At 71.6% G+C, this 26,440-nt stretch carries 22 protein-coding genes; 3 read left to right on the top strand and 19 right to left on the bottom strand.

The annotated features are described in order from the left end of the window. Nucleotides 1-32 precede the first annotated feature (32 nt). Nucleotides 33-1,718, top strand: coding sequence for an alkaline phosphatase D family protein (locus tag ACVV2G_RS02410; RefSeq protein ID WP_453840853.1), 1,686 nt, complete (start codon nt 33-35; stop codon nt 1,716-1,718). Here the strand turns inward: ACVV2G_RS02410 and ACVV2G_RS02405 are convergent. Beyond that, on the bottom strand, nt 1,703-2,341 hold the full coding sequence (locus ACVV2G_RS02405; protein WP_453840852.1) for a dienelactone hydrolase family protein: 639 nt from the start codon (nt 2,339-2,341) through the stop codon (nt 1,703-1,705). The two genes, ACVV2G_RS02410 and ACVV2G_RS02405, sit on opposite strands and share 16 nt — an antisense overlap. Before the next feature lie 66 nt (nt 2,342-2,407). Between ACVV2G_RS02405 and ACVV2G_RS02400 the strand changes: the two genes are divergently transcribed. Continuing rightward, nucleotides 2,408-3,532 carry a mechanosensitive ion channel family protein gene (locus ACVV2G_RS02400; protein WP_453840851.1) on the top strand — a complete coding sequence of 375 codons (1,125 nt, stop codon included), beginning with the start codon at nt 2,408-2,410 and terminating at the stop codon, nt 3,530-3,532. 28 nt (nt 3,533-3,560) lie between these two features. On the opposite strand, the gene ACVV2G_RS02395 is transcribed toward ACVV2G_RS02400, so the two are convergent. The 5 genes from ACVV2G_RS02395 to ACVV2G_RS02375 all read right to left on the bottom strand — a co-directional run bounded on the left by ACVV2G_RS02395 (nt 3,561) and on the right by ACVV2G_RS02375 (nt 8,239). After that, nucleotides 3,561-5,147, bottom strand: a complete 1,587-nt coding sequence (locus ACVV2G_RS02395; RefSeq protein ID WP_453840850.1) for a Na+/H+ antiporter — start codon at nt 5,145-5,147, stop codon at nt 3,561-3,563. 88 nt (nt 5,148-5,235) lie between these two features. Then, nucleotides 5,236-5,721: a GNAT family N-acetyltransferase gene (locus ACVV2G_RS02390; protein ID WP_453840849.1), complete on the bottom strand. Its 486-nt coding sequence runs from the start codon at nt 5,719-5,721 to the stop codon at nt 5,236-5,238. Continuing rightward, nucleotides 5,718-6,662 carry an RluA family pseudouridine synthase gene (locus ACVV2G_RS02385; RefSeq protein WP_453840848.1) on the bottom strand — a complete coding sequence of 315 codons (945 nt, stop codon included), beginning with the start codon at nt 6,660-6,662 and terminating at the stop codon, nt 5,718-5,720. Before ACVV2G_RS02385 ends, ACVV2G_RS02390 begins: the two co-directional genes overlap by 4 nt. Before the next feature lie 43 nt (nt 6,663-6,705). Continuing rightward, nucleotides 6,706-7,299 (bottom strand): signal peptidase II, encoded by a 594-nt coding sequence (gene lspA / locus ACVV2G_RS02380; protein WP_453840847.1) that lies wholly within the window; start codon nt 7,297-7,299, stop codon nt 6,706-6,708. Nucleotides 7,300-7,399: 100 nt separating this feature from the next. Continuing rightward, on the bottom strand, nt 7,400-8,239 hold the full coding sequence (locus ACVV2G_RS02375; RefSeq protein WP_453840846.1) for a TraR/DksA family transcriptional regulator: 840 nt from the start codon (nt 8,237-8,239) through the stop codon (nt 7,400-7,402). Nucleotides 8,240-8,829: 590 nt separating this feature from the next. On the opposite strand from ACVV2G_RS02375, the gene ileS reads away from it, so the two are divergent. Beyond that, the gene (gene ileS, locus ACVV2G_RS02370) at nt 8,830-11,976 is read left to right on the top strand and encodes an isoleucine--tRNA ligase (protein WP_453840845.1); all 3,147 of its coding nucleotides are present in this window, start codon (nt 8,830-8,832) and stop codon (nt 11,974-11,976) included. 230 nt (nt 11,977-12,206) lie between these two features. Here the strand turns inward: ileS and divIVA are convergent, their stop codons facing one another. From divIVA to ACVV2G_RS02305, 13 genes are all read right to left on the bottom strand, one after another. Further along, complete coding sequence (gene divIVA / locus ACVV2G_RS02365) at nt 12,207-13,403, bottom strand: apical growth/hyphal branching protein DivIVA (protein WP_453840844.1); 1,197 nt, start codon at nt 13,401-13,403, stop codon at nt 12,207-12,209. 55 nt (nt 13,404-13,458) lie between these two features. Beyond that, the gene (locus ACVV2G_RS02360; protein WP_007448661.1) at nt 13,459-13,743 is read right to left on the bottom strand and encodes a YggT family protein; all 285 of its coding nucleotides are present in this window, start codon (nt 13,741-13,743) and stop codon (nt 13,459-13,461) included. Nucleotides 13,744-13,825: 82 nt separating this feature from the next. Continuing rightward, nucleotides 13,826-14,467 carry a cell division protein SepF gene (locus ACVV2G_RS02355; RefSeq protein WP_453840843.1) on the bottom strand — a complete coding sequence of 214 codons (642 nt, stop codon included), beginning with the start codon at nt 14,465-14,467 and terminating at the stop codon, nt 13,826-13,828. A gap of 129 nt (nt 14,468-14,596) precedes the next feature. Further along, a complete protein-coding gene (locus tag ACVV2G_RS02350) occupies nt 14,597-15,316 on the bottom strand; it encodes a YggS family pyridoxal phosphate-dependent enzyme (RefSeq protein ID WP_453840842.1) in 720 nt (239 codons plus the stop codon). A gap of 6 nt (nt 15,317-15,322) precedes the next feature. Next, nucleotides 15,323-16,051 carry a peptidoglycan editing factor PgeF gene (gene pgeF / locus ACVV2G_RS02345; RefSeq protein WP_453840841.1) on the bottom strand — a complete coding sequence of 243 codons (729 nt, stop codon included), beginning with the start codon at nt 16,049-16,051 and terminating at the stop codon, nt 15,323-15,325. Continuing rightward, nucleotides 16,048-17,256, bottom strand: a complete 1,209-nt coding sequence (gene ftsZ, locus ACVV2G_RS02340; RefSeq protein ID WP_453840840.1) for a cell division protein FtsZ — start codon at nt 17,254-17,256, stop codon at nt 16,048-16,050. Before ftsZ ends, pgeF begins: the two co-directional genes overlap by 4 nt. A gap of 286 nt (nt 17,257-17,542) precedes the next feature. After that, nucleotides 17,543-18,337, bottom strand: coding sequence for a cell division protein FtsQ (gene ftsQ / locus ACVV2G_RS02335; RefSeq protein WP_453840839.1), 795 nt, complete (start codon nt 18,335-18,337; stop codon nt 17,543-17,545). 25 nt (nt 18,338-18,362) lie between these two features. Next, nucleotides 18,363-19,457, bottom strand: a complete 1,095-nt coding sequence (murG, locus tag ACVV2G_RS02330; RefSeq protein ID WP_453840838.1) for an undecaprenyldiphospho-muramoylpentapeptide beta-N-acetylglucosaminyltransferase — start codon at nt 19,455-19,457, stop codon at nt 18,363-18,365. 6 nt (nt 19,458-19,463) lie between these two features. Then, complete coding sequence (gene ftsW, locus ACVV2G_RS02325) at nt 19,464-20,834, bottom strand: putative lipid II flippase FtsW (protein ID WP_453840837.1); 1,371 nt, start codon at nt 20,832-20,834, stop codon at nt 19,464-19,466. A 77-nt stretch (nt 20,835-20,911) separates the two neighbouring features. Then, nucleotides 20,912-22,357, bottom strand: a complete 1,446-nt coding sequence (gene murD / locus ACVV2G_RS02320) for a UDP-N-acetylmuramoyl-L-alanine--D-glutamate ligase (protein WP_453840836.1) — start codon at nt 22,355-22,357, stop codon at nt 20,912-20,914. Continuing rightward, complete coding sequence (mraY, locus tag ACVV2G_RS02315) at nt 22,339-23,430, bottom strand: phospho-N-acetylmuramoyl-pentapeptide-transferase (protein ID WP_453840987.1); 1,092 nt, start codon at nt 23,428-23,430, stop codon at nt 22,339-22,341. The genes murD and mraY overlap by 19 nt, the downstream gene beginning before the upstream one ends. Then, nucleotides 23,430-24,845, bottom strand: a complete 1,416-nt coding sequence (locus ACVV2G_RS02310; protein ID WP_453840835.1) for a UDP-N-acetylmuramoyl-tripeptide--D-alanyl-D-alanine ligase — start codon at nt 24,843-24,845, stop codon at nt 23,430-23,432. Before ACVV2G_RS02310 ends, mraY begins: the two co-directional genes overlap by 1 nt. Nucleotides 24,846-24,882: 37 nt before the next feature. Beyond that, entirely contained in the window at nt 24,883-26,403 is a 1,521-nt protein-coding gene (locus ACVV2G_RS02305; protein ID WP_453840986.1) for a UDP-N-acetylmuramoyl-L-alanyl-D-glutamate--2,6-diaminopimelate ligase, read from the bottom strand. Nucleotides 26,404-26,440 lie beyond the last annotated feature (37 nt).

Below are 26,440 nucleotides of genomic sequence, written 5' to 3'. Positions count from 1 at the left end.
CGCGCGCTTACCGATCAGTAATCTGATCGCCCGTGACCAGTCGACACAGATCATCCGAGAGCACCGTCCCGTCGCCCGCGCGGCGCACGGCCCCCCGCACGCCGAGCCGCCGTACGGTCGTGAAGGCCGCGGCGGCCGGCGCCGTCCTGGCCGCCCCGCTCGCCGCCGCGCTGCCCGCCGGAGCCGCCGGTGCCGCCCCCGCCTTCCTGCACGGCGTCGCCTCCGGCGATCCCCTGCCCGACGGTGTCCTGCTGTGGACCCGGGTGACCCCCACGCCCGAGTCCATACCGGGCTCGGGCACCGGCCCGGACACCGAGGTGGCCTGGGCCGTCGCCCTGGACAAGGCGTTCACGAACATCGTCGCCAAGGGGTCCGTCACCGCCACGGCGGCCTCCGACCACACCGTCAAGGCCGATGTCCGGGGCCTCGCCCCCGCCACTGACTACTGGTTCCGCTTCTCCGCCGGCCCCACCGACTCCCCCGCCGCCCGCACGCGCACCGCCCCCGCGGCCGACGCCGCCGTGACGGGCCTGCGCTTCGGCGTGGTGTCCTGCGCCAACTGGGAGGCGGGCCACTTCTCGTCGTACCGGCATCTCGCGGCCCGCGGCGACCTCGACGCCTGGCTGCACCTGGGCGACTACCTCTACGAGTACGGCACCGGCGAGTACGGCACCCGCGACACCGTCGTACGGCCGCACGCTCCCGCCCACGAGATCCTCACACTCGCCGACTACCGCGTCCGGCACGGCCGCTACAAGACCGATCCCGACCTCCAGGCGCTGCACGCCGCCGCGCCGGTCGTGGCCATCTGGGACGACCACGAGATCGCCAACGACACCTGGGCGGGCGGAGCCGAGAACCACACCGAGGGCGCCGAGGGCAGCTGGGCGGCGCGTCAGGCCGCCGCCAAGCGGGCCTACTTCGAGTGGATGCCGGTCCGCCCCGCGATCGCCGGCACCACCTACCGCAGGCTGCGCTTCGGCAAGCTGGCCGACCTGTCGCTGCTGGACCTGCGCTCCTTCCGCTCGCAGCAGGTGGCGGTCGGCAGCGGCGAGGTCGACGACCCGGACCGCACCCTCACCGGCCGCGCCCAGCTGGACTGGCTCAAGGCCGGGCTCGCCTCCTCCGACACCGCGTGGCGGCTGGTCGGCAACCCGGTGATGATCTCGCCGTTCGCCGTCGGCTCGATCCCCGCCGAGCTGCTGAAGCCGCTCGCCGAGCTGCTCGGCCTGCCCAAGGAGGGGCTCGCCCTCAACACCGACCAGTGGGACGGGTACACCGACGACCGCCGCGAACTGCTGGGGCACCTGCGCGCGAACGCCGTCCGCAACACGGTGTTCCTGACCGGCGACATCCACATGGCGTGGGCCAACGACGTGCCGTACAACGCGGCCACCTATCCCCTGTCCGCCTCGGCCGCCACGGAGTTCGTCGTCACGTCGGTGACCTCCGACAACCTGGACGACATCGTGAAGGTCCCCGAGGGCACGGTCTCGGCGATCGCGGCACCGGTCATCCGGGCCGCGAACCGGCACGTCCACTGGGTCGACACCGACCGGCACGGCTACGGCGTGCTGGACGTCACCGCGGACCGGGCGCAGATGGACTACTACGTCGTCTCCGACCGCACCGACCCGGACGCCACGTCGGCGTGGGCGCGCTCGTACCGCACACGCAGCGGCACGCAGCGGGTCGAGCGGGTCTACGCGCCCGTCTGAGGGGCGTCCGCCTCCTGGAGCGAGCCGAGGAAGCCGAGCGCCACCCGCCAGGTGGCCTCGGCCGCCTCCTCGTCGTAGTCCGGCAGCTCCGGGTCGGTGTAGAGGTGACCGGCCCCGGCGTACCGGTGCACCTCGACGTCGGCGCCGATCCGGCCCATCCGGAGATACCAGGCGCTGAGCCAGTCGTCCGTCTCGAAGGCGTCCGGCTCGGCGACGTGCAGCTGGACCGGCAGGTCGTCGACCGAGGCGTTGGGCGCGATGTCGGACGTCCCGTGCAGGAGGAGCAGTCCGCGCGCCCGGTGGTCACCGAGAGCGAGGGTCTGGGCGATGGAGGCGCCCAGCGAGAAGCCCGCGTACACCAGCCCCCGCTCGGAGTAGGGCGCGGCGGCCAGCACCGCCCGCTTCAGCAGCTCCTCCCTGCCGATGCCGTCCTGGTGGGCCATGCCCTCCTCGACCGTGTCGAAGGTCCGGCCCTCGAAGAGGTCCGGGGTCCACACCTGGTGCCCGGCGTCGCGCAGCCGGCCGGCGGCCTGGCGCACCGCCGGCCGCGGGCCGAGGGTCGAGTGAAAGAGCACGATGTTCATGAGGCCATGGTGCCAGCCGGGTGTGACAGCGCGGAGCACGGCGATCCCCGGACCGGGACGAAAGTCACAGGTTCACGGCGCACCGCGTCCGGTTACGTTCGAGGGATGGAGACCATACTCCGCCCACTGATCGTGGTCGGCGGTTCCGTCCTGCTGACCCTCGTCATCGGATGGGCCACCGACCTGCTGCTGCGCAAGGCCGACGGACGGCACCCCGAGACACCCCTGTGGGAGCTGCTGCGCCGCGCCCGCATCCCTTACCAGTTCCTGCTGTGCGCGGCGCTGCTGAGAGGGTCGTACATCGAGGCCCGCGTCTTCCCCGACCACCGCGAGGGGGTCGGCCGGACGCTGACGCTGGTGCTGATCGGCTCGGCGGCCTGGATGGTGGTCCGGATCGCCGCGGCGGTCGTCGAGACGTCGTACTCGCGCTACGCACACGCCCACGCCCAGCAGAACCCCGCGAGGGTGCGACGGGTGCGCACCCAGGTGTCGCTGATCATGCGGGTGGTCTCGGCGGTCGTCGGCGTGGTCGCCGTGTCGTCGATGCTGCTGACCTTCCCGGCGATGCGGGCGGCGGGAGCTTCGCTGCTGGCCTCCGCCGGTCTCCTCGGCATCGTGGCCGGCATCGCCGCGCAGTCCACGCTCAGCAACATGTTCGCCGGGTTCCAGATCGCCTTCGGCGACATGGTGCGCATGGGCGACACGGTCGTGGTGGACGGGGAGTGGGGGACCGTCGAGGAGATCACGCTCACGTTCCTGACCGTACGCACCTGGGACGAGCGCCGGATCACCATGCCGGTGTCGTACTTCACGTCCAAGCCGTTCGAGAACTGGTCGCGCGGCACCCCGCAGATGACCGGCACCGTCTTCTGGTACCTCGACCACACGGCGCCGCTGGACCTGATGCGCGAGCGGCTGCGCGACGTCCTGCGCGAGTGCCCGGCCTGGGACGGCCGCGACTACAACCTGACCGTCACGGACACCACCGCGAACACCATGCAGGTGCGGGCCCTGGTGACGGCGAAGGACGCGGACGACATCTGGACGGTACGGGTCACGGTCCGCGAGGGGATGATCCGCTGGCTCGCCGACGAGCACCCGTACGCGCTGCCCCGGGTCAACACCGCGGACGCGTCCCTGCGCCCGTCCCGCGACGGCGTCCACCGCCCCCGGCGCTCCCCCGACGGCGGCCCGCGGCGCTTCCCGGAACAGCCGGCGAAGACCCTGTGACCGCCGGGGGCGCGGGACGCGGCCGGGGTCAGCGCAGGCTGCGCACGTCCAGGTGGCGCAGGACCCGGTCGACGATCTCCGGGTCCGCGCCGGCTTCACTGCGCGCCGCCAGCACCTCGTGGCGGGCGGCGCTCAGCATCTCGCCCTGGATGCGCCGGACGCGCTCGACCCGCCGGGCCCGCTGCTCCTGCGCCTCCCGGCGCTTCTCGTCGCCGAGGTCCGGGCTGATGCGCATGCCGATGTCGTAGGCGCGCCGCAGCATCCGCTCGGACAGCTCGTCCGGCAGCTCCTCGACCGACTCGATCTCCTTCAGCCGCCGCTTCGCGGCCCCGGCCGCGCGCACGGCCAGCTCCTTCTCGTAGGCCTTCTCCCGTTCGGTGTCCGCCCGTACACCGAGCCGGCCCACCAGCCAGGGCAGCGTCAGGCCCTGGAGCAGCAACGTGACCATGATCACCCCGAAGGCGACGAAGACGATCTCGTCCCGTTCGGGGAAGGCCGCCCCGTCGTCCGTGGTCAGCGGGATCGCCAGCGCCAGCGCGACGGAGGCGACGCCCCGCATCCCCGCCCACCACATGACGACGGTCTCCCGCCGGCTCGTCGGGATCTCCTCGTCGTGGCCGCGTCCGGCGTGCAGCCGCCGGGTCAGCCAGGTGGCCGGCAGCAGCCACAGCAGCCGGACCAGGATGACCACGGCGCTGATCGCCGCCGCCCAGCCGAGCAGTTCCGTCCACCGGCCGGAGGCCGTACGGACCGCGTTGCGCAGCTCCAGGCCGATGAGCCCGAAGGCGACCCCGGTGACGAGCGTGTCGACGACGTTCCAGACGGTGTGTCCGGCGAGCCGGCTCATCACGTCGTCGGCGTCGGAGGCGTACTCGGCGAGGAACAGCGCGGTGGTGAGCACCGCGAGCACCCCGGAGCCGTGCAGTTCGTCGGCCAGGACGTAGCTCACGAACGGCACCAGCAGGGTCAGCCCGATCTGCAGCGTGGGATCGCCGAGGACCGTCAGGAGCTTGTTGGAGCCCCAGCCCAGCGCGAGCCCGACGGCCACCGCGACGACGGCGGAGAGCACCAGGTCGAGCCCCGCCTCCCAGGGCGAGAAGGTGCCGCTGACCGCGGCGGCGACGGCCACGTGGTACAGCACGATGGCCGTGACGTCGTTGAACAGCCCTTCGCCCTCCAGGATGGACACCAGACGGCGCGGCAGCCCCAGCTGCCCGGCGACCGCGGTGGCCGCGACCGGATCGGGCGGCGCCACCAGCGCGCCGAGCGCGAAGGCGGCGGCGACCGGCAGCCCGGGCACGATCGCGTGGGCCACCGTGGCCACACAGGCCGTGGTGACGAAGACCAGCGCGACCGCCAGCAGGAAGATGGGGCGCTTGTTGGCCGCGAACTGCCGCCAGGACGTGCGCCGTACCGCCGCGTAGAGCAGCGGCGGCAGCAGCGCGGGCAGGATGAGTTCGGGCGGGATGTCGACGTCGGGCACGAAGTCGACCAGGGCCAGAACGATCCCGAGGACGGTCATCAGCACCGGCGCGGGCAGCCGCAGCCGGTCCCCGAGCGGGACGCTCACCAGGGCCCCGAGCAGCAGCACGAACAACAGGGCCAACTGATCCACGCTCAGCGCTCCGGTGGGGTCTCGGCGTCACACGGCGGACCCGAGCCTGTCACGACACGGGCCCCACCGGCCCGTTCGGCGCCTCCGCCTACAGGGTGCGCCGCATCGCGCGGTGGGGGATCCCGGCGTCGGGGAACTCCGGTCCGTACGCCTCGTACCCCAGCCGCTCGTAGAAACCCAGGGCATGGGTCTGCGCGTGCAGGTCGACCGCGTCGAGTCCACGCGCGCGGGCCGCCTCCTCGACGGCCCGCACCAGCGCGGCCCCGACGCCCAGTCCGCGGGCGTCCCGGGTCACGGCGAGCCGCCCGAGCGAACCGACGGCCGGGTCGCCGTCGCCGTTCTTCGCCGCGGCGGCCTCTCCGTGCAGCAGCCGGCCGGTGCCCAGCGGCACGCCGTCCACCCGGACCGCCAGGACGTGCACGGCGTCGGCGTCGTAGGCGTCGTACTCGATGTCCTCGGGGACCTCCTGCTCGCCGACGAAGACGTCCTTGCGCACCGCGAAGCACGCCTCCCGGTCCCCGGGGTCCTCGGCGACCCGCACCTCGTACGACGGTGCCGCGGCCGGGGCGCTCATCCGTAGGTCTCCTCGCGGACCAGGTCCAGGGCCTGCTGGAGGTCCTCGGGGTAGTCGCTGGCGAACTCGGCCCACTGTCCGTCGCCGGGGTGCTCGAAGCCGAGGCGCACGGCGTGCAGCCACTGCCGGGTCAGGCGCAGCCGCTTGGCGAGCGTCGGGTCGGCGCCGTAGGTCAGGTCGCCGACGCAGGGGTGCCGGTGGGCGGCCATGTGGACGCGGATCTGGTGGGTGCGGCCGGTCTCCAGCTTCACGTCGAGCAGGGACGCGGCGCGGAAGGCCTCGATGAGGTCGTAGTGCGTGACGGAGGGCTTGCCCTCGGCGGTCACGGCCCACTTGTAGTCGTGCTGGGGGTGGCGGCCGACGGGGGCGTCGATGGTGCCGCTGGTCGGGTCGGGGTGGCCCTGCACGAGCGTGTGGTAGCGCTTGTCGACCGTGCGCTCCTTGAACTGGCGCTTGAGCGAGGTGTACGCGCGCTCGGACTTGGCCACCACCATCAGGCCGGACGTGCCCACGTCGAGGCGGTGCACGATCCCCTGCCGCTCGGCGGCACCGGACGTGGAGACGCGGTACCCGGCGGCGGCCAGTCCGCCGATGACCGTCGGCCCGTTCCAGCCGGGCGAGGGGTGTGCGGCGACGCCGACCGGTTTGACGACCACGACGACGTCCTCGTCGTCGTGCACGATCTCCATGCCCTCGACGGGTTCGGCGACCACCTGCACCGGCGCGGGCGCCTGCGGCATCTCCACCTCGAGCCAGGCGCCGCCGTGGACGCGCTCGGACTTGCCGACCACCGATCCGTCGACCTGCACCTTGCCCGCCGCGGCGAGCTCCGCGGCCTTGGTACGGGAGAAGCCGAACATGCGGGAGATGGCGGCGTCGACGCGCTCGCCCTCCAGGCCGTCGGGCACGGGCAGGGTGCGGATCTCGGGAAGCGTGCTCACCCGTCGAGTATGCCGGACGGGGCCGGCGGTCCCGAACGCGCGCTCAGTCCTTGTGGACGGTCCCGTCCGGATCCAGGCCCCGGAAGGAGAGGATCACGATCAGGATGCCACCGCAGACGATCGCCGAATCGGCGAGGTTGAAGACGGCGAAGTGCTTGGGCGCGATGAAGTCCACGACCGCGCCCTCGAAGACGCCCGGCGAGCGGAAGATCCGGTCGGTGAGGTTGCCGAGGGCGCCGCCGAGCAGCATGCCGAGCGCGATCGCCCACGGCAGGCTGTGGAGCTTGCGCGCCAGGCGGGCGATCACGACGATCACGGCCGCCGCGATCACCGTGAAGATCACGGTGAAGGCCTCGCCGAAGCCGAAGGCCGCGCCCGCGTTGCGGATCGCCACGAACCGCAGCCAGTCCCCGACGATCTCGATGGGCTCCTGGTGCTCCAGCCTGGCGACCACGATCATCTTGCTGGCCAGGTCGAGCGCGTACGCGAACGCGGCGACCGCGAACAGCACGGCGATCCGCCGCTTGCCCCGGGGACGCTCCGGGGGCTGCTCCCGCTCGGCATCGGGCCGCTCCGGCCCGTCCCCCGCCGCGTCCGGGGTGTCCGGCGTACCGATGATGCGCTCCGCCTCTGCCACGTGAGTCCCTCAGCCTAGGTACCTGACTGAGGACGAGAGTACGGCACGCTTTCGGCCTCGCACGTGCTCAGGACGCGTACGGGGACGAAGCGGCGGCGGATCAGTAGCGGCGCTCCTGCTTCTGCTTGCACTCGACGCACAGGGTGGCCCTCGGGAAGGCCTGCATGCGCGCCTTGCCGATGGGGTTGCCGCAGTTCTCGCACAGGCCGTAGGTGCCCGCCTCCAGACGTTCCAGGGCGCGCTCGGTCTGGGTGAGCATCTCGCGCGCGTTGGCGGCCAGCGCCAGCTCGTGCTCGCGCGTGATGTTCTTGCTGCCGGTGTCCGCCTCGTCGTCGCCCGCGCCGTCCCCGGAGTCCCGCATCATGCCCTGCAGGGACCGTTCGGAGGAGTCGATCTCGGTGCGCAGCCGGTCGGCCTCGGACTGCAGCTCCCCGCGCGCCTCCTCGGCCTCCTCCGGGGTCCAGGGCTCCTCGCCGGGACGTACCGCGAGGTCGCCGGGGTCCGCAGCGGCGCCGCGTGCCTTGGGAACGGCGGTCTTGGCCGCCGTGGCCGTGCCAGGGGTCTTCTTCGCAACCACCGTCGTGGCTCCCGTCTGCTCCGCGGCCCGCGCCGCGCCCGCCTTCTTGGCCGTGCTCTTCTTGGCCGTGCTCTTCTTCGCCGTGCTCTTCTTCGCCGGAGCCCGCTTCCCCCCGGTCTTCCTGGCCGGGCTCCGCTCCGCGCCGCTCCCGTCCGCCGGGCCCGGCGCCTCGACGCCCTCCCGCGCCGGGTCCTTCACCGAGTCCTCCGCCGCGCCGTCCTCCTCCGCCGCGCCCGTCCCCGCTGTGCTCTCCGCGGCGGCCGTCGTCCCGCCGGCGGCCGCCTTCCCGGCCGTCGGCCTCTTGGCGGCGGTCTTCTCCGCAGCCGCCTCGGACTGCTGTACGGCGGTCTTCTTCGCCACCATGGCCGCGGCCCCTTCACATATTGTGATCTTGCTCGCGCATCGTGCTGGGACGATAAATCGACTCGCCTCCCGCGGCAACGGGGCACGCCGCCCGATGCGCCCGCGCCGCGCGCGTCGCGCACCGGGCATGCATGCGTTGTGCCCAGCTCCCCGCCCGGTAATCCGCCGGACCCGGGGCCCGGCCGGGGCGTTCGGGAGCCGGACGCCCGGTGGCGGCATTCGGGTCACCGCGGACCGCACGGAGCCCGCACACGGCCCGTCCCGCCCGGCGCGAAAACCGGTCGGCCGCCGTCCGCGCGGCGCCGTACACTGGGCGGAGCGAGAAGCGTGGATGGGGACGAGTAGCGGCGTACGCAGCCCAGAGCGACCCGGGGACGGTGGGAGCCCGGGGGCGAGCGCGACGTGAAGATCACCCCGGAGCCGCCGGAAGAAAGCCCAGCAGCACCGTCTGGACGAGTAGACCCGGCCTCGCGCCCCAACGAGGGGGCTCACCGGCGCACAGGAGCACCGGGAGCCAAGGAGGGTGGTACCGCGGGAGCGCAGCTCTCGTCCCTCCGACGGAAGGCAGCACGTCCGCCGGAGGAAGCTCGTTGAATACGCAGCCGCAGTACCGCCAGGTGCCCGCCCAGGTCGACCTGCCCGCGCTCGAACACGCGGTGCTCGACTTCTGGCGCGAGCAGAAGATCTTCGCCAAGAGCCTCGAGCAGTCCGAGGGCCGCCCCGAGTGGGTGTTCTACGAGGGCCCGCCCACCGCCAACGGCATGCCCGGCGCCCACCACATCGAGGCGCGCGTCTTCAAGGACGTCTTCCCCCGCTTCCGCACCATGCGCGGCTACCACGTGGGCCGCAAGGCCGGCTGGGACTGCCACGGCCTGCCCGTGGAGCTGGCGGTGGAGAAGGAGCTCGGCTTCTCCGGCAAGCAGGACATCGAGGCGTACGGCATCGCCGAGTTCAACGCCAAGTGCCGCGAGTCGGTGACCCGCCACACCGACGCCTTCGAAGCGCTCACCACGCGCATGGGCTACTGGGCCGACCTCCAGGACCCGTACCGCACGATGGACCCCGAGTACATCGAGTCCGTCTGGTGGTCCCTGAAGGAGATCTTCGGCAAGGGCCTGCTGGTCCAGGACCACCGCGTCGCCCCCTGGTGCCCCCGCTGCGGCACCGGCCTGTCCGACCACGAGCTGGCGCAGGGCTACGAGTCGGTCGTCGACCCGTCGGTCTACGTCCGCCTCCCGCTGACCTCCGGCCCGCTGGCCGGCCGGGCCGCGCTGCTGATCTGGACGACCACGCCCTGGACGCTGGTCTCGAACACGGCGGTCGCCGCGCACCCCGAGGTGACCTACGTCGTCGCGACGAACGGCGAGGAGAAGCTGGTCGTCGCCGAGCCGCTGGCCGCCAAGGCCCTGGGCGAGGGCTGGGAGACCACCGGCGAGTCCTTCACGGGTGCGGACATGGAGCGCTGGACGTACCAGCGCCCGTTCGAGCTGGTGGAGTTCCCCGAGCCGGCCCACTACGTCGTCAACGCCGACTACGTCACCACCGAGGACGGCACGGGCCTGGTCCACCAGTCCCCCGCCTTCGGTGAGGACGACCTCAAGGTCTGCCGCTCCTACGGCCTGCCCGTGGTCAACCCGGTCCGCCCCGACGGCACCTTCGAGGAGGACCTGCCGCTGGTCGGCGGCGTCTTCTTCAAGAAGGCCGACGAGAAGCTGACCGAGGACCTGGACACCCGGGGCCTGCTCTTCCGGCACGTCCCCTACGAGCACAGCTACCCGCACTGCTGGCGCTGCCACACCGCGCTGCTGTACTACGCGCAGCCCTCCTGGTACATCCGCACCACGGCGATCAAGGACCGCCTCCTCCAGGAGAACGAGGGGACCAACTGGTTCCCGGACTCGGTCAAACACGGCCGGTACGGCGACTGGCTGACCAACAACATCGACTGGGCGCTCTCCCGCAACCGCTACTGGGGCACCCCGCTGCCCGTCTGGCGCTGCGAGGACGACCACCTCACGGTGGCGGGCTCCCGCGCCGAACTCACCGAGCTGACCGGTACCGACCAGTCCGCCCTGGACCCGCACCGCCCGTACATCGACGAGGTCACCTTCGCCTGCCCGCAGGACGGCTGCGGCAGGACGGCCACGCGCGTGCCGGAGGTCATCGACGCCTGGTACGACTCGGGTTCGATGCCGTTCGCGCAGTGGGGCTACCCGCACAAGAACAAGGAGCTGTTCGAGAGCCGGTACCCGGCGCAGTTCATCAGCGAGGCCATCGACCAGACCCGCGGCTGGTTCTACACGCTGATGGCGGTCGGCACCCTGGTCTTCGACAAGTCCTCGTACGAGAACGTCGTGTGCCTCGGCCACATCCTCGCCGAGGACGGCCGCAAGATGTCCAAGCACCTCGGCAACACCCTGGACCCCATCCCGCTGATGGACCGGCACGGTGCCGACGCGGTCCGCTGGTTCATGGCGGCCGGCGGCTCCCCGTGGGCGGCCCGCCGGGTCGGTCACGGCACCATCCAGGAGGTCGTCCGCAAGACGCTCCTCACCTACTGGAACACGGTCGCCTTCCAGGCCCTGTACGCCCGCACCGCGGGCTGGGCACCGAGCGGGGCCGACCCGGCCCCGGCCGACCGCCCCGTCCTGGACCGCTGGCTGCTCTCCGAGCTGCACGCGCTCACCGACCAGGTCACCCAGGCACTGGACGCGTACGACACCCAGCGCGCCGGCAAGCTGCTGTCCGCCTTCGTCGACGACCTGTCCAACTGGTACGTCCGCCGCTCCCGCCGCCGCTTCTGGCAGGGCGACAAGGCGGCGCTGCGCACGCTGCACGAGGTCGTCGGGACGGTCACCAAGCTCATGGCCCCGCTGACCCCGTTCATCACCGAGCGGGTCTGGCAGGACCTGGTCGTGCCGGTCACCCCGGACGCCCCGGAGTCGGTCCACCTGTCCTCCTGGCCGGAGGCCGACCTGTCGGCGATCGACCCCGAGCTGTCGCGGCAGATGGTCCTGGTCCGCCGCCTGGTGGAGCTGGGCCGTGCCACGCGGGCGGAGTCCGGCGTCAAGACCCGTCAGCCGCTCAGCCGCGCGCTGATCGCGGTGGCGGGCTTCGACGCGCTCACCCCCGAGCTGCACGCGCAGATCACGGAGGAGCTGAACGTCGAGTCCCTGGCGTCGCTGAGCGAGGTCGGCGGCTCGCTGGTCGACACGACCGCGAAGGCCAACTTCCGCGCCCTCGGCAAGCGGTTCGGCAAGCGCGTCCAGGACGTGGCGAAGGCCGTCGCCGGCGCGGACGCCGCGGCGCTCTCCCTGGCCCTGCGCGAGGGCACGGCGTCGGTGGAGGTCGACGGCGAGACGATCACCCTCGCTCCCGACGAGGTGATCATCACGGAGACTCCGCGCGAGGGCTGGTCGGTCGCCTCGGACTCCGGCGCGACGGTGGCGCTGGACCTGGAGATCACGGAGGAGCTGCGCCGCGCGGGTCTCGCCCGGGACGCGATCCGGCTGATCCAGGAGGCCCGCAAGAACAGCGGCCTCGACGTCGCCGACCGCATCGCCCTGCGCTGGACGGCCGGGGACCCGGCGACGACCGCCGCCCTGACCGACCACGCGGGCCTGATCGCCGACGAGGTCCTGGCGACGGACTTCGCACAGGGCGAGGCGGACGACGCGTACGGGGAGCCGTTCACGGACGAGGGCCTCTCCCTCACGTTCCGCCTGCGCAAGCAGTAACCGGACGGCACTGGGCCCGGCCTCCCCCTTGGGTTCAGGGGAGGCCGGGCCCATCGCTTTCCGCCCGTACCGGTGCCGGGTCGTTTCCGCCCGTACCGGCGCCGGGGGCGGCGAGAGCACGATCGCCCGCGACAGCGCACGTACGGCACAAGGGCGGGCCCCGGGTCAGAAACCCGGGGCCCGCCCTGAACGTTGCCGGCCGTGCCGCCGTACTACCGTTCGTCAGCGCGTCAGTTGTCGTCCTCGTCGATCAGGAACCCGCGCATCGGCGAGGGCGCCTGCCCCATCGGCGACGGCCCCTGCGGGCGCACCGGCGCCATCGGCTGGGTCATCGCCGGCGACATCTGCTGCTGGCCGCCGTAGGACGGACCGGACTGGCCCGGACCGCTGCCCATCGACTGGTTGCCACCGTAGGACGACGGGGCACTCGCGCCGGCCGGAGCCATCGAGGGCGCCGGGGACGGCGGCAGGGAGGCCGTCGCGGGCGTACGCGGCGGGGCGAGCGAGTCGTCCGCCTGGGTCTCCAGCTGACGCAGCTGCGACTCCAGGTACGACTTCAGCCGCGTCCGGTACTCGCGCTCGAAGCCGCGCAGGTCCTCGACCTTGCGCTCCAGCGTGGCGCGGGCGGACTCCAGGGAGCCCATCGCGACGCGGTGCTTCTCCTGCGCGTCCCGCTCCAGGGCGTCGGCCTTGGCCCGCGCGTCCCGCTCCAGACCCTCGGCACGCGAACGCGCCTCGCCGACGATCTTGTTGGCCTCGGAACGGGCCTCGGCGATCGCCTGGTCGGCGGTCTGCTGGGCCAGCGAGAGGACACGGGCGGCACTGTCGCCACCGGGACCGCCCTGACCGGGCATCCCGGGACCCTGCGGGCCGCCCATGGGGCCGCCCATCGGGCCGGGGCCCATCTGGCCCTGCATCGGACCGTGGCCGCCCTGGCCCATCGGTCCCGGGCCCTGGCCCATCGGGCCGGGTCCCTGCGGACCACCCTGACCGCCGGGGCCGGCGGGCAGCTGCGGGGCACCGCTCGGCAGCTGGGGCGGGCCACCCATGGGGCCACCCATCTGCTGCTGCGGCGGGCCCGATATGCCGGCGGGCACCGGAGCGCCGGGACCTCGCATGCCCTGCTGCGGCATCCCCTGCTGCTGTTGCGGGTGCTGCGGGTGCTGCTGCTGTTGCTGCTGATGCTGTTGCTGTTGCTGCTGGTCCTGTGGCGGTTCCGGGGGCTTGCGCATGTTCTGCTGATTCTGCGCAGCCGCGCGCGTCGCCGCGGCCAGCTTGGCGCGCAGGTCCTCGTTCTCGCGGAGCAGTCGGGTCAGCTCGGCTTCGACCTCGTCGAGGAAGGCATCGACCTCGTCCTCGTCATAGCCTTCTCGGAGGCGGACGGTCGTGAACTGCTTGTTCCGCACGTCCTCGGGGGTCAACGGCATCTCTTCACCTCAACGTTGTCGTCGGCATTCGGCAAGCCCGTATCTCTCTCATCGATCACAGCCGGCTCACGATCGAGATCAGGATGTAGACGATGATCATCAGTACGAAGAAGGACAGGTCGAGCGCCACGCCCCCGAGACGCAGCGGCGGGATGAACCGCCGCAGAAGCTTCAACGGTGGATCGGTGACAGTGTAGGTGGCCTCCAGAACGACCACCATCGCCTTGCCGGGTTGCCACGAGCGGGCGAACTGGAAGACGTAGTCCATGACCAACCGGAAGATGAGCACGATGAGGAAGCACATCAGCGCGATGTAGACGACATCCAGAACCACGCTCATGACCTGCGCTTCCCTCTCCCCTGAACCATCTCTCGGACCCGGTTCTCGGGTCCGTGTTCTTGCTCTGTACCGGTGGTGCGTCTCAGCTCTGGTTGAAGAACCCGCCCTCTGCGATGCGGGCCTTGTCCTCCGCCGTGACATCGACGTTAGCAGGAGACAGCAGGAACACCTTCTGCGTCACCCGCTCGATACTGCCGTGAAGACCAAACACCAAACCGGCAGCAAAGTCGACAAGTCGCTTCGCATCTGTGTCATCCATCTCAGTAAGATTCATGATCACCGGAGTGCCCTCACGGAAGTGTTCCCCGATGGTACGGGCCTCGTTGTAGGTCCGGGGGTGAAGTGTGGTGATCCGGTAGGGCTCTCGTTCGGACACGACCTTGGGCATGATGACCGGTGCGCTCTTTTCCAGGCTTGCGCGTTCTTGTGTGATGGATGCCACGGGCGCGATCCGCGCCGGGCGGCTCGATTCCGCCGCGAGCGAAGTGGAGCGGGGCACCGGCTCGCGCTGCGGAGGCGGCTGTACGACTCGTACCTCTTCGTCCCTTTGTGCCTGATGTGAACCGTGAGGCTGGTGCACCGGCTCGTGCCGCCGGTGGTCCCGCTCGGGCTCCGGGTCCAGTTCGGGTTCGAAGTCGTCGTCGGGGTCGAACCCCCGGCCGTCGTACCCATCGTCCTCCACGAGGCCGAGGTAGACCGCCATCTTGCGCATCGCGCCGGCCATGCTCTGAGTCCTCCGCTCTGTGGTGGATCGGCTGACGCCTGCCAAGTGCCCGCGATCCACGAGGTCGTTGCGTCCGCCTTTCGGCGGCAATGACCATATTTTCTGCTGTGGTCCGACTTCTTGGCGACGTTACCCGAGCCCGGGGCGGACTCCGAGTACCGCGGTGCCGACGCGTACATGTGTCGCTCCGGCGGCCACGGCCTGTTCGAGGTCCGCACTCATTCCTGCGGAGACCATGTTGGCAGCCGGATGGGTCCGGCGCACGCAGGTCGACACATCCATGAGGCGTTCGAACGCCGCCCGTTGCCGTCCCGCGTACTCGCCGGTCAGCGGGGCGACGGTCATCAGTCCGTCGAGCCGCAGCCCTTCCGCCTCCGCGACCAGGTCGGCCAACTCCTCGACTCCCGCGGGAGCGACGCCACCCCGTTCGCCTCGGCCGTTCTCCCCCGCGTCGAGCGCGACCTGGAGGAGACAGCCCACCTCGCGTCCGGCCCGCACGGCTTCCCTCGACAGGGCCGTGACGAGCTTGGGACGGTCCACGGACTGCACGACGTCCGCGTAACCGACCACGGAGCGCACCTTGTTGGTCTGCAGTTGACCGACGAAATGCCACGAAAGCGGCAGGTCCGAGCATGCCGAGGCCTTGGGGGCCGCGTCCTGGTCGCGGTTCTCGGCGACATGGCGCACGCCGAGGCCGGAGAGAAGACGCACATCGTCCGCCGGGTAGGTCTTGGTGACCACGATCAGGGTCACCTCCTCGCGGCGGCGGCCCGCGGCGTCGCAGGCGGCGGCGATCCGCTCCTCCACTGTCGCCAGGTTTCCGGCGAGTTCCCTCTTACGGTCCGTCATGCCCCATCAGTCCAGCCAGACATAGCCCGCGAGCCGCCCGGTGGTGCGGTCGCGTCGGTACGAGAAGTGGTCCTTCGACTCCCGGGTGCACACCGGCGACTGCGCCCGGTCGCGCACCCCGAGGCGTTCGAGCTGCGCGTGCACGCCGGCGCCCACGTCGAGCGCCGGTGTGCCCCAGCTCGTTTCGGCGTGCGCCGCCGGTTCGACGGCGGCCACCTCGGCGCGCATGTCCTCGGGCACCTCGTAGCACCGGCCGCACACGGCGGGTCCGGTGCGGGCGACGATCCGGGCCGGGTCGGCGCCGCGTTCCGTCATGGCACGTACGGCGGCGGGGACGATCCCGGCGACCAGGCCGGGCCGGCCGGCGTGGGCCGCGGCGGCGACGCCGGCGACGGGGTCGGCGAGCAGGACGGGCACGCAGTCGGCGGTGAGGACGGCGAGGGCGAGGCCGCGTTCGGCGGTGACGATCGCGTCGGTCCGCGGAACCGGGCGGTCGCCCCAGGGCCCGTCGACCACGGCGACGTCGGCTCCGTGCACCTGGTTCATCCAGACCACCCGGGCCGGGTCGGCGCCCAGCGACGTGGCAGCCAGCTCCCGGTTGGCCGTCACGGCGCCGGGGTCGTCGCCGACCGCGCCGCCGAGGTTGAGCTCCTCGTACGGAACGGCGCTCACTCCGCCCCACCGGTCGGTGAAGCCGAAGTGCGCGCCGTTCACGGTGTCGCGCTGTCCTATCACTTCAGGAAGTCCGGCACGTCCAGTTCCTCGGCCGCGCTGTCCGAGTAGGTCCTCGACGGCGGGACCGGCGGCGGGGCGACCGGCGGCAGGTCGCTCACCGGCTCCGGCGCGGGGGCCGGCTCCGGCTCCTCCTTCGGCTTGACGCTGCCGAGCGAGCCGAAGGACGGGCGGCTCTCGGTCTGCCGCGCCGGGACGGGCTCCTCGCGCTTGGCCGAGGAGGTGGAACCGAGGACGGTGTCCCGCTGCTTGGACGGCGGCTGGCCCCCGTCGAAGCCGGCCGCGATCACGGTGACCCGGACCTCGTCGCCCAGGGCGTCGTCGATGACCGCGCCGAAGATGATGTTGGCCTCGGGGTGGGCGGCCTCGCTGACCAGCTGGGCGGCCTCGTTGATCTCGAAGAGGCCGAGGTCGGAGCCGCCGGAGATGGAGAGCAGCACGCCCCGGGCGCCGTCGATGGACGCCTCCAGCAGCGGCGAGGAGATCGCCATCTCGGCCGCGGCCACCGCGCGGTCGTCGCCGCGCGCCGAGCCGATGCCCATGAGGGCGGAACCGGCCTCGGACATGACCGACTTCACGTCGGCGAAGTCCAGGTTGATCAGGCCCGGGGTGGTGATGAGGTCAGTGATGCCCTGTACACCGGACAGCAGCACCTGGTCCGCGGACTTGAACGCGTCGAGCACGCTGACCTGGCGGTCCGAGATGGACAGCAGCCGGTCGTTGGGGATCACGATGAGGGTGTCGACCTCTTCGCGCAGCTCGGCGATGCCGTCCTCGGCCTGGTTGGCCCGGCGCCGTCCCTCGAAGGTGAACGGGCGGGTGACCACGCCGATGGTGAGGGCTCCCAGCGAGCGGGCGATGTTGGCCACGACGGGCGCGCCGCCGGTGCCGGTGCCGCCGCCTTCGCCGGCCGTCACGAAGACCATGTCGGCCCCCTTGAGGACCTCCTCGATCTCCTCGCGGTGGTCCTCGGCGGCCTTGCGGCCGACGGCCGGGTTGGCTCCGGCGCCGAGTCCGCGGGTGAGTTCGCGGCCGACGTCGAGCTTGACGTCGGCGTCGCTCATCAACAGAGCTTGCGCGTCGGTGTTGATGGCGATGAACTCGACGCCCTTGAGACCGACCTCGATCATCCGGTTGATGGCATTGACACCACCGCCGCCGACACCGATGACTTTGATGACTGCGAGGTAGTTCTGCGGTGCTGCCACGTCGAAGGCCTCTCGCCTCGAGTTACGTGTCGTCGGATCAGCGAGGCACTGCTGCCCGGCGACCGACGACTGATGCCGATGGGGACGGTCCGTAGCGCCGACCCGAACCCTAACGCTGAAGTTTAGGGTTACCAGTGTGTCTGTTCCTTGAAGTCTTCTGAACAGGACACTAAGTCGACAAGTGGCGCACGTTCAACGAACACGCCGAACCTCCCGTTTTTCTTTTCACCCTATGTGATCAGCCATAGCGCTGCCCAACCAGGGTGCTGGCCTGCGCGTATACCCGTCAACTTCCCGATGACGCGGGGGCGGTGGGAACACTCACGTCGAAGTGCCGCGCCCCGGACGCCGCTTTCATCAGGGCGGTGAGCGCGGTGGCCTTCCGCGCCCCCTGCTCCCCACTCCCCCAGGCCACGGTCCGGTCGCGGCTCAACTCGACCGAGATGTCGTCGTAGGAGCGCACCTTGACGACCCGTGCGTCCCGGGCGACCGCGTCCGGGAGCCGCCCGGCCACCCGCACCGCCTCCACGACCAGACGGTCCTCGTCGAAGCGGCGCAGGCTCGCCGCGGCGGAGCCGGACCGGACGGGCTTCAATTCCAGTTCCGGCACGCCTTTCGGGGCCCGGGTCACCGTGGCGAATCGGACACCTTCGTCGTCCACTTCCACGAACTTTCGGCCCTTTTGGACGATCAGAACCGGAGTGCGCTCCTTCACTTTCAGCTCGATTCCGCGCGGCCAGGAACGCTCCACGCCGATCTCGTCGATGCGGGGCAGTTCCCGGCGCAGCCGCGCCTCGATCACCGCGGTGTCGACGGAGGCCAGCGGGTCCCCGACGGGTACGTCGGCGGCCTCGCGGACCTGCGCGGGCGTCAGCACACGGGTGCCGGAGACCGACACGCGCTCCACACGCGTCCAGTTCGAGCCGTAGAGCAGCCAGACGGTCCCGCCCGCGGCGCACACGAGCGCGACGGCCAGGATGATGATCGTACGAAGTCGGGGCGGGCTGAACCGCCGCGCACGGGGCGGGCCGGACGACTCCTGCTGGCGTTCACCGCGCTCGGCGGTGGTCGGTCCGGCCACGCTCCCTGCCTTCCGTCGAACGTGTCTAGCGGTGCGCTCGGGCGGCGATCGCCTCGTACACCATGCCGACGAGGAGGTCGTCGGCGTCCCTGCGGCCGAACTCGGCGGCGGCACGGGACATCTCGTACAGCCGGTGCGGGTCGGCGAGCACCGGCAGGACGTTGTGCTGCAGCCACTCGGGCGTCAGTTCCGCGTCGTCGACCAGCAGTCCGCCGCCGGCCTTGACCACCGGCTGGGCGTTCAGCCGCTGTTCGCCGTTGCCGATGGGCAGCGGGACGTAGGCGGCCGGAAGTCCGACGGCGGAGAGCTCGGCGACGGTCATCGCACCCGCGCGGCAGAGCATCATGTCGGCCGCGGCGTACGCGAGGTCCATCCGGTCCAGGTAACTTACCGGGATGTACGGGGGCATCCCCGGCATCTGGTGGACCTGCGGCAGTTCGTTCTTGGGGCCGACCGCGTGCAGGATCTGGATGCCCGCCTGCTGGAGCCAGGGCGCGACCTGCTGGACCACCTCGTTGAGACGGCGGGCGCCCTGCGAGCCGCCCGTGACCAGCAGCGTGGGCAGGTTGGGGTCGAGCCCGAACATCGCCCGGGCCTCGGGCCGGGCGGCCGCCCGGTCCAGCGTGGCGATGGAGCGGCGCAGCGGGATGCCGATGTAGCGGGCGTCGCGCAGCTTGCTGTCCGGGGTGGAGACGGCGACCTGCGCGGCGTACCGCGACCCGATCTTGTTGGCCAGGCCCGGGCGGGCGTTGGCCTCGTGGACCACGATCGGCACGCCGAGCCGCTTGGCCGCGAGGTAGCCGGGCAGGGCGACGTAGCCGCCGAAGCCGACCACGGCGTCCGCCTTGGTGCGCTCCAGGATCTGCTCGGTCGCCTTGATGGTGCCGCGCAGCCGGCCCGGGACGGTGATCAGCTCGGGGGTGGGCTTGCGCGGCAGCGGTACGGCCGGGATCAGCGCCAGTTCGTACCCGCGCTCGGGTACGAGGCGGGTCTCGAGGCCGCGTTCCGTGCCCAGGGCCGTGATCCCCACGGTCGGATCCTGCCTGCGCAGGGCGTCCGCGAGGGCGAGCGCGGGCTCGATGTGGCCCGCGGTTCCTCCGCCGGCGAGTACGACATGCACCGAAATTCACCGCTCTCCGGACGAGCGCGCCGCCGAGGCGCGCCGTCGCATCGTGTTCCAACTCCGTGGGCTCCGCTTGGACCCGGTGCCCCCGGTCCCCCGCTTTCTACCAAAGCGAGGTTGCCGCAGCGCAAGCGCCGCCCGCGCACCGGGTTCGTCACGCGCGAAGGCGATCAGCAGACCGACGGCGAACATGGTCGGCAACAGGGCGGAACCCCCGTAGGAGAACAGCGGGAGCGGGACGCCTGCGATCGGCAGCAGCCCGAGGACCGCACCGATGTTGATCACGGCCTGGGCCGTGATCCAGGTGGTCACGCCTCCCGCGGCATACCTCACGAAGGGGTCCTCCGTTCGTCCGGCCACGCGGATACCCGCATAGCCTAGAGCCGCGAAGAGGGCGAGCACCGACAGCGTCCCCGCCAGGCCCAGTTCCTCACCGGTGACGGCGAAGATGAAGTCCGTGTGCGCTTCCGGGAGTTGGCCCCATTTCTCCACACTGGCGCCGAGCCCGGAACCGAACAGTCCGCCCGAGGCGAGAGCGTAGATGCCGTGCACCGCCTGCCAGCAGGAGTCGCCCGGCCCGGGGTCGGTGGCGCCGATGCAGTTCAGCCGGGCCATCCGGTTGGGGCTGGTCTTGATGAGGATGAAGCCGAGCAGCGCGGCGATCGACAGTACTCCGGCGAACAGCCGGGTGGGCGCGCCCGCCAGCCACAGCAGGCCGAACAGGATCGCCGTCAGGATGATCGCCGTACCCATGTCGCCGCCGAGCATGATCAGCCCGAGCAGCATGAAGGCGGCCGGCACCAGCGGCACCAGCATGTGCTTCCACTGCGTCAGCAGCCTCTTGTCCTGCTTGCGGGCCAGCAGGTCCGCGCCCCACAGCACCAGGGCCAGCTTCCCGAACTCGCTGGGCTGGATCTGGAAGGAGCCGCCCAGCGCGATCCAGTTCTGGTTGCCGTTGACCGCGACCCCTATCCCCGGAACCTGCACCAGGATCATCAGGAAGACGGCGCCGGCGAGGATCGGGTAGGCCAGCGCGCGGTGCAGCTTCACCGGCATGCGCATGGCGGCCAACAGCAGCGCTGCGCCGATCAGGGCCGCCAGGAACTGCTTGCGGAAGAAGTACGACCCTGGCAGCGACAGCTGGAGCGCGGTGATCTGGGAGGCCGAGTAGACCATCACCAGGCCGAGCACGGTGATCAGCGCGCTGCCGCCGGAGATCAGGTAGTACGCGGTCAGCGGCCGGTCCCAGGCGCGGCGCAGCCGGTGGTGGAGGCGGAGCACGGGGTTCTCGTGCTCCGGCCCCGGTGCCGCCGGCCGCTTGACTGCCCGCTGTACGGGCGGACGTCCGGTACGGCTCTGGGGACTACCGGGCATCGCGGCCTCCGCTGTACGTCGGCATGGACCGTCCCACGCGTCCCTCCCGAGGTCGCCCGGCGCAGGAGGCAACCGGGTCAGGCGCCGAGTTCGCGAACGGCCTCCGCGAACGCGTCACCACGCTTGTTGTAGTTGGTGAACATGTCCATGGAGGCACAGGCCGGGGCCAGCAGCACCGTGTCGCCGGGCCGGGCGAGCCGCCGGGCCTCCTGGACGGCCTGGAGCATCGCCCCAGTGTCGGTCCGGTCGAGGTCGACCACGGGTACCTCGGGGGCGTGTCGCGCCAGGGCTTCGCGGATCAGGGCGCGGTCGGCGCCGATGAGGACCGCGCCGCGCAGGCGCTTCGCCGCTCCCGCGACCAGTTCGTCGAAGGTGGCCCCCTTGGCCAGCCCGCCGGCGATCCAGACGATCGACTCGTACGCCGCCAAGGAGGCCTCGGTGGCGTGGGTGTTGGTCGCCTTGGAGTCGTTCACGTAGGCGACCCCGCCGACGTCGGCGACGTGAGCGATCCGGTGGGCGTCCGGGGTGAAGGCCCGCAGCCCGTCGCGCACGGCGGCGGCGGGGACGCCGAAGGCACGGGCGAGGCCCGCGGCGGCCAGGGCGTTGGCGATGTTGTGCGGGGCCGGCGGGTCGACGTCGGAGACCTCGGCGATCTCCTGGGCGTTCTTCTGCCGGTCCTCGACGAAGGCGCGGTCGACCAGGATGCCCTCCACGACACCGAGTTGGCCGGGGGCCGGGGCCCCGAGGGTGAAGCCGACGGCCCGGCAGCCCTCCTCGACGTCGGCCTCGCGGACCAGGTCCTCGGTGGCCTTGTCGGCGACGTTGTAGACGCAGGCGACCTGATTTCCCTCGTAGACGCGGCCCTTGTCGGCGGCGTAGGCCTCCATGGAGCCGTGCCAGTCGAGGTGGTCCGGGGCGAGGTTGAGCACGGCGGCCGAGTGGGCGCGCAGGGAGGGCGCCCAGTGGAGCTGGTAGCTGGACAGCTCGACCGCGAGGACGTCGTACTCCGTGCCGCCGGTGACCGCGTCCAGCAGGGAGACGCCGATGTTGCCGACGGCCGCGGTGCGCAGGCCGGCCGCCTTCAGGATCGACGCCAGCATCCGGACGGTGGTGGTCTTGCCGTTGGTGCCCGTGACCGCGAGCCAGGGCGCTGCTTCTCTGCCGCCCCGGCCGCGCAGGCGCCAGGCCAGTTCGACGTCGCCCCAGACGGGGACGCCGGCCTCGGCCGCCGCGAGGAACAGCGGCTTGTCCGGTTTCCAGCCGGGCGCGGTGACGATCAGCTCGGTGTCCTCGGGCAGGGTCGCCCCGTCACCGAGGCGCACGGTGACGCCGAGCGCCTCCAGCTCGGCCGCCTGCGCCCGGGCGCGCTCGTCGCCGCCGTCGTTGACGACCGTGACGCGGGCCCCGAGGCCCCGCAGGACCTTGGCCGCCGGGACGCCGGAGACGCCGAGTCCGGCGACGGTGACGTGCTTGCCCTGGAAGTCGAAAGGCTCCGAGGAGGTGGTCACTTGTCCGCTGCCCATCCCGCGTAGAAGAGGCCCAGTCCGACGATCACGCAGATGCCCTGGATGATCCAGAAGCGGACCACGACGAGGACCTCGGACCAGCCCTTGAGTTCGAAGTGGTGCTGGAGTGGCGCCATCCGGAAGACGCGTTTGCCGGTGAGGCGGAAGGAGCCGACCTGGATGACCACCGACATGGTGATCAGGACGAACAGACCGCCGAGGATGGCGATCAGCAGTTCGGTGCGCGAGCAGATCGCCAGGCCCGCGAGCACACCGCCGAGCGCGAGCGAACCGGTGTCACCCATGAAGATCTTGGCCGGCGAGGTGTTCCACCACAGGAAGCCGAGGCAGGCACCCATCAGGGCGGAGGAGACCACCGCGAGGTCGAGGGGGTCCCTCACCTCGTAGCAGGCGCCCGGGTTGGTCAGGGTCAGCGCGTTGGCGCAGGACTCCTGGAACTGCCAGACGCCGATGAAGGTGTAGGCGCCGAAGACCAGGACGGAGGCGCCGGTGGCGAGACCGTCCAGGCCGTCGGTCAGGTTCACGCCGTTCGACATGGCGAGGATCATGAACAGGGCCCAGACGACGAACAGCACCGGGCCGATCGACCAGCCGAAGTCCGTGATGAACGACAGCTTCGTGGACGCCGGGGTGTTGCCCCGGTTGTCCGCGAACTGCAGCGAGAGCACCGCGAATCCGATGCCGACGATCAGCTGGCCGGCCATCTTCGCCTTGGCCCGCAGACCCAGCGAACGCCTCTTGACGATCTTGATGTAGTCGTCGAGGAAGCCGACCAGGCCCATGCCCACCATCAGGCCGAGCACCAGCAGGCCCGAGAAGGTCGGCGCCGCGTCCGCCTCGGGGTCCAGGTAGCTGGTGATCACCTTGGCGAGGAAGTAGGCGGCGACCGTGGCGAAGATGAAGGCGATACCGCCCATGGTCGGCGTACCGCGCTTGCTGGCGTGCTCGCGCGGGCCGTCGTCGCGGATGTACTGGCCGTAGCCCTTGCGGGCCAGCAGCTTGATCAGCAGCGGGGTGCCGACCAGCGTCAGGAAGAGGCCAATGACTCCCGCGAACAGGATCTGCTTCATCATCGGGCGGCAACCTCACCCTCGGCGCCGGTCTCGAGCAGCGCCGCGGCGACGCTCTCCAGCCCCACCGAACGGGACGCCTTCACGAGTACGACGTCCCCCGGGCGCAACTCGCTGCGCAACAGGTCGACCGCCGCCTGTGCGTCGGACACGTGCACCGACTCCTCACCCCACGAACCCTCGTTATATGCGCCCAGTTGCAGCCAGCGGGCTTCCCTGCCCCCGACCGCGACGAGCTTGCTGACGTTGAGCCGGACGGCGAGCCGCCCGACCGCGTCGTGCTCGGCGAGCGCCTCGTCCCCGAGCTCGGCCATCTTGCCGAGCACCGCCCACGTACGACGCCCCTTGCCGATGGCGGCCAGCGCACGCAGCGCGGCCTTCATGGACTCGGGGTTCGCGTTGTAGGCGTCGTTGACGACCGTCACGCCGTCCGGGCGCTCGGTGACCTCCATCCGCCAGCGGGAGAGGGAGCCCGCCTCGGAGAGCGCGGTGGCGATCTCGTCTGCGGACATGCCCAACTCGTGGGCGACGGCGGCCGCGGCGAGCGCGTTCGACACGTGGTGCTCACCGTACAGGCGCATGGTCACATCGCTTGCACCGGAGGGTGTGTGAAGCCTGAACGAAGGCTGTCCGCTGTCCGTGAGTCGCACGTTCTCACCGCGAACGTCCGCTTCGTCGGACTCTCCGAAAAGGACCACCTTCGCCTTCGTTCGGGAGGCCATGGCCCGGACGTACGGGTCGTCCGCGTTGAGGATCGCGGCGCCCCCCTCGTCGGCCGGCGGAAGGGACTCCACCAGCTCGCCCTTGGCCTGGGCGATCTGCTCCCGGCCGCCGAACTCGCCGATGTGCGCGGAGCCGACGTTGAGGACGAGGCCGACCTTCGGCGGGGTCAGTTCGGTCAGGTACCGGATGTGGCCGATGCCGCGGGCGCCCATCTCCAGGACGAGGAACCTCGTCTCCTCGGTGGCGGTGAGCGCGGTGAGCGGCAGCCCGATCTCGTTGTTGAGGGAGCCGGGCGTGAACACCGTGGGCGCCCGGCGCTGGAGCACCTGGGCGATGAGGTCCTTGGTGCTGGTCTTGCCCGCGGACCCGGTGAGCGCCACGAGTGTGGTGCCGAGGCGCCGTACGACGTGCCGGGCGAGGGCACCGAGGGCGGCCTGGACGTCGTCCACGACGATCGCGGGCACGCCGACGGGGCGGGAGCCGAGGACGGCCACCGCGCCCGCCCCGACGACCGCCGAGGCGAAGTCGTGGCCGTCCACCCGCTCGCCGACGAAGGCGACGAAGAGGCTGCCGGGCCCCGCTTCCCGGGAGTCCCGGACGACCGGCCCGGTGACCTGCGCGGACGCGTCCGGTATGTCATGCATCCGCCCGCCGACGACTTCTGCGATCTCGGCGAGAGAGAGGGCGATCACAAGTTCATCCCCTGGATCATCTGGATCATTCGGGATTTCATCCCTGGGTCTTCTGGATGGCTTCGCGGAGCACCTGGCGGTCGTCGAAGGGACGGACCACCCCGGCGATGTCCTGGCCCTGCTCGTGGCCCTTGCCCGCCACCACCACGGTGTCGCCGGGCTCGGCCCGGGCGACGGCGGCGGCGATCGCGGCGGCCCGGTCCTCGAAGACCTGGACCTCGCCGCGCTCGTGCGCGGGCACACAGGCCGCGCCCTGGAGCATGGTGGCGAGGATCGCGAGGGGGTCCTCGGAACGGGGGTTGTCGGAGGTCAGTACGGCGGTGTCGGCGAACCGGGCCACGGCGGCGCCCATCGGCTCCCGCTTGGTGGTGTCCCGGTCGCCGCCGCAGCCGAGCACGGCGTGCAGCTTGCCCTCGGTGACCTTGCGCAGGGCGCGCAGGACGGACTCGACGGCGTCGGTCTTGTGGGCGTAGTCGACCACCGCGAGGTACGGCTGGCCCTCGTCCACGCGTTCCAGGCGGCCGGGCACGCCCGGCACCGCGCCGATGCCGTCGGCCGCGGTCTGCGGGTCGAGGCCGGCGGCGGCGAGGGCGACGATCGCGGCGAGGGTGTTCGCCACGTTGAACGGGCCGGCCAGCGGCGACCTGGCGGCGATGCGCTCACCCCGGGGGCCGAACACGGTGAACGTCGAGTCCAGCGGGCCGACCACGACCTCGTCGGCGCGCCAGTCGGCGTCGGGGTGCCCTTCGGCGGAGTAGGTGACGACCGGGACGGTGGCCTCCTTCGCGAGGCGGCGCCCGTACTCGTCGTCGACGTTGACCACGCCGAGCCTGCTGCGTTCCGGCGTGAAGAGCTGCGCCTTCGCCTGGAAGTAGTCCTCCATGCCGGAGTGGAACTCCATGTGCTCCGGGCTGAGGTTGGTGAAGACCGCGACGTCGAAGACGCAGGCGTCGACCCGGCCGAGCACCAGGGCGTGGCTGGAGACCTCCATGGCGACCGCCTCGGTGCCGCGCTCGCGCATCACCGCGAACAGGGCCTGGAGGTCGGTGGCCTCGGGCGTGGTGCGCTCGGACTTGATGCGCTCGTCGCCGATGCGCATCTCGACCGTGCCGATCAGGCCGGTCGACTTCGACGTGCGCAGGCCGCCCTCGACGAGGTAGGCGGTGGTGGTCTTGCCGGAGGTGCCGGTGATGCCGATCTGGAGGAGGTCGCGGCCGGGGTGGCCGTAGATCGTGGCCGCCAGCTCGCCCATCCGCGCGCGCGGGTCGTCGACGACGAGCGCCGGCAGACCGGCGGCGGCGACGCGCTCCGCGCCGGCCGGGTCGGTCAGCACGGCGGCGGCACCGAGGCCGGCGGCCTGGGTGGCGAAGTCGGCGCCGTGGAGACGGGCGCCGGGCAGGGCGGCGTACAGGTCGCCGGGGCGTACGGCGCGCGAGTCATGGGTGATGCCCGTGACGGTGGCGGTGCTGTCCGGCGCGGTGAGACCCAGTTGGCCGGCGAGTTCCACGAGGGGTGTGGCGGGGTTCTGCGCCGGCCGGGGCGGTCCCGGGTAGGTCACGGGGTGGCCCTTCTGGGTGGTTTGGGACTGATCAGCG

The sequence above is a fragment of the Streptomyces sp. JK94 genome, assembly GCF_053613315.1.
Note: the sequence above shows the minus strand (reverse complement) of the source record. Positions and strands in the feature narration are given on the sequence as shown.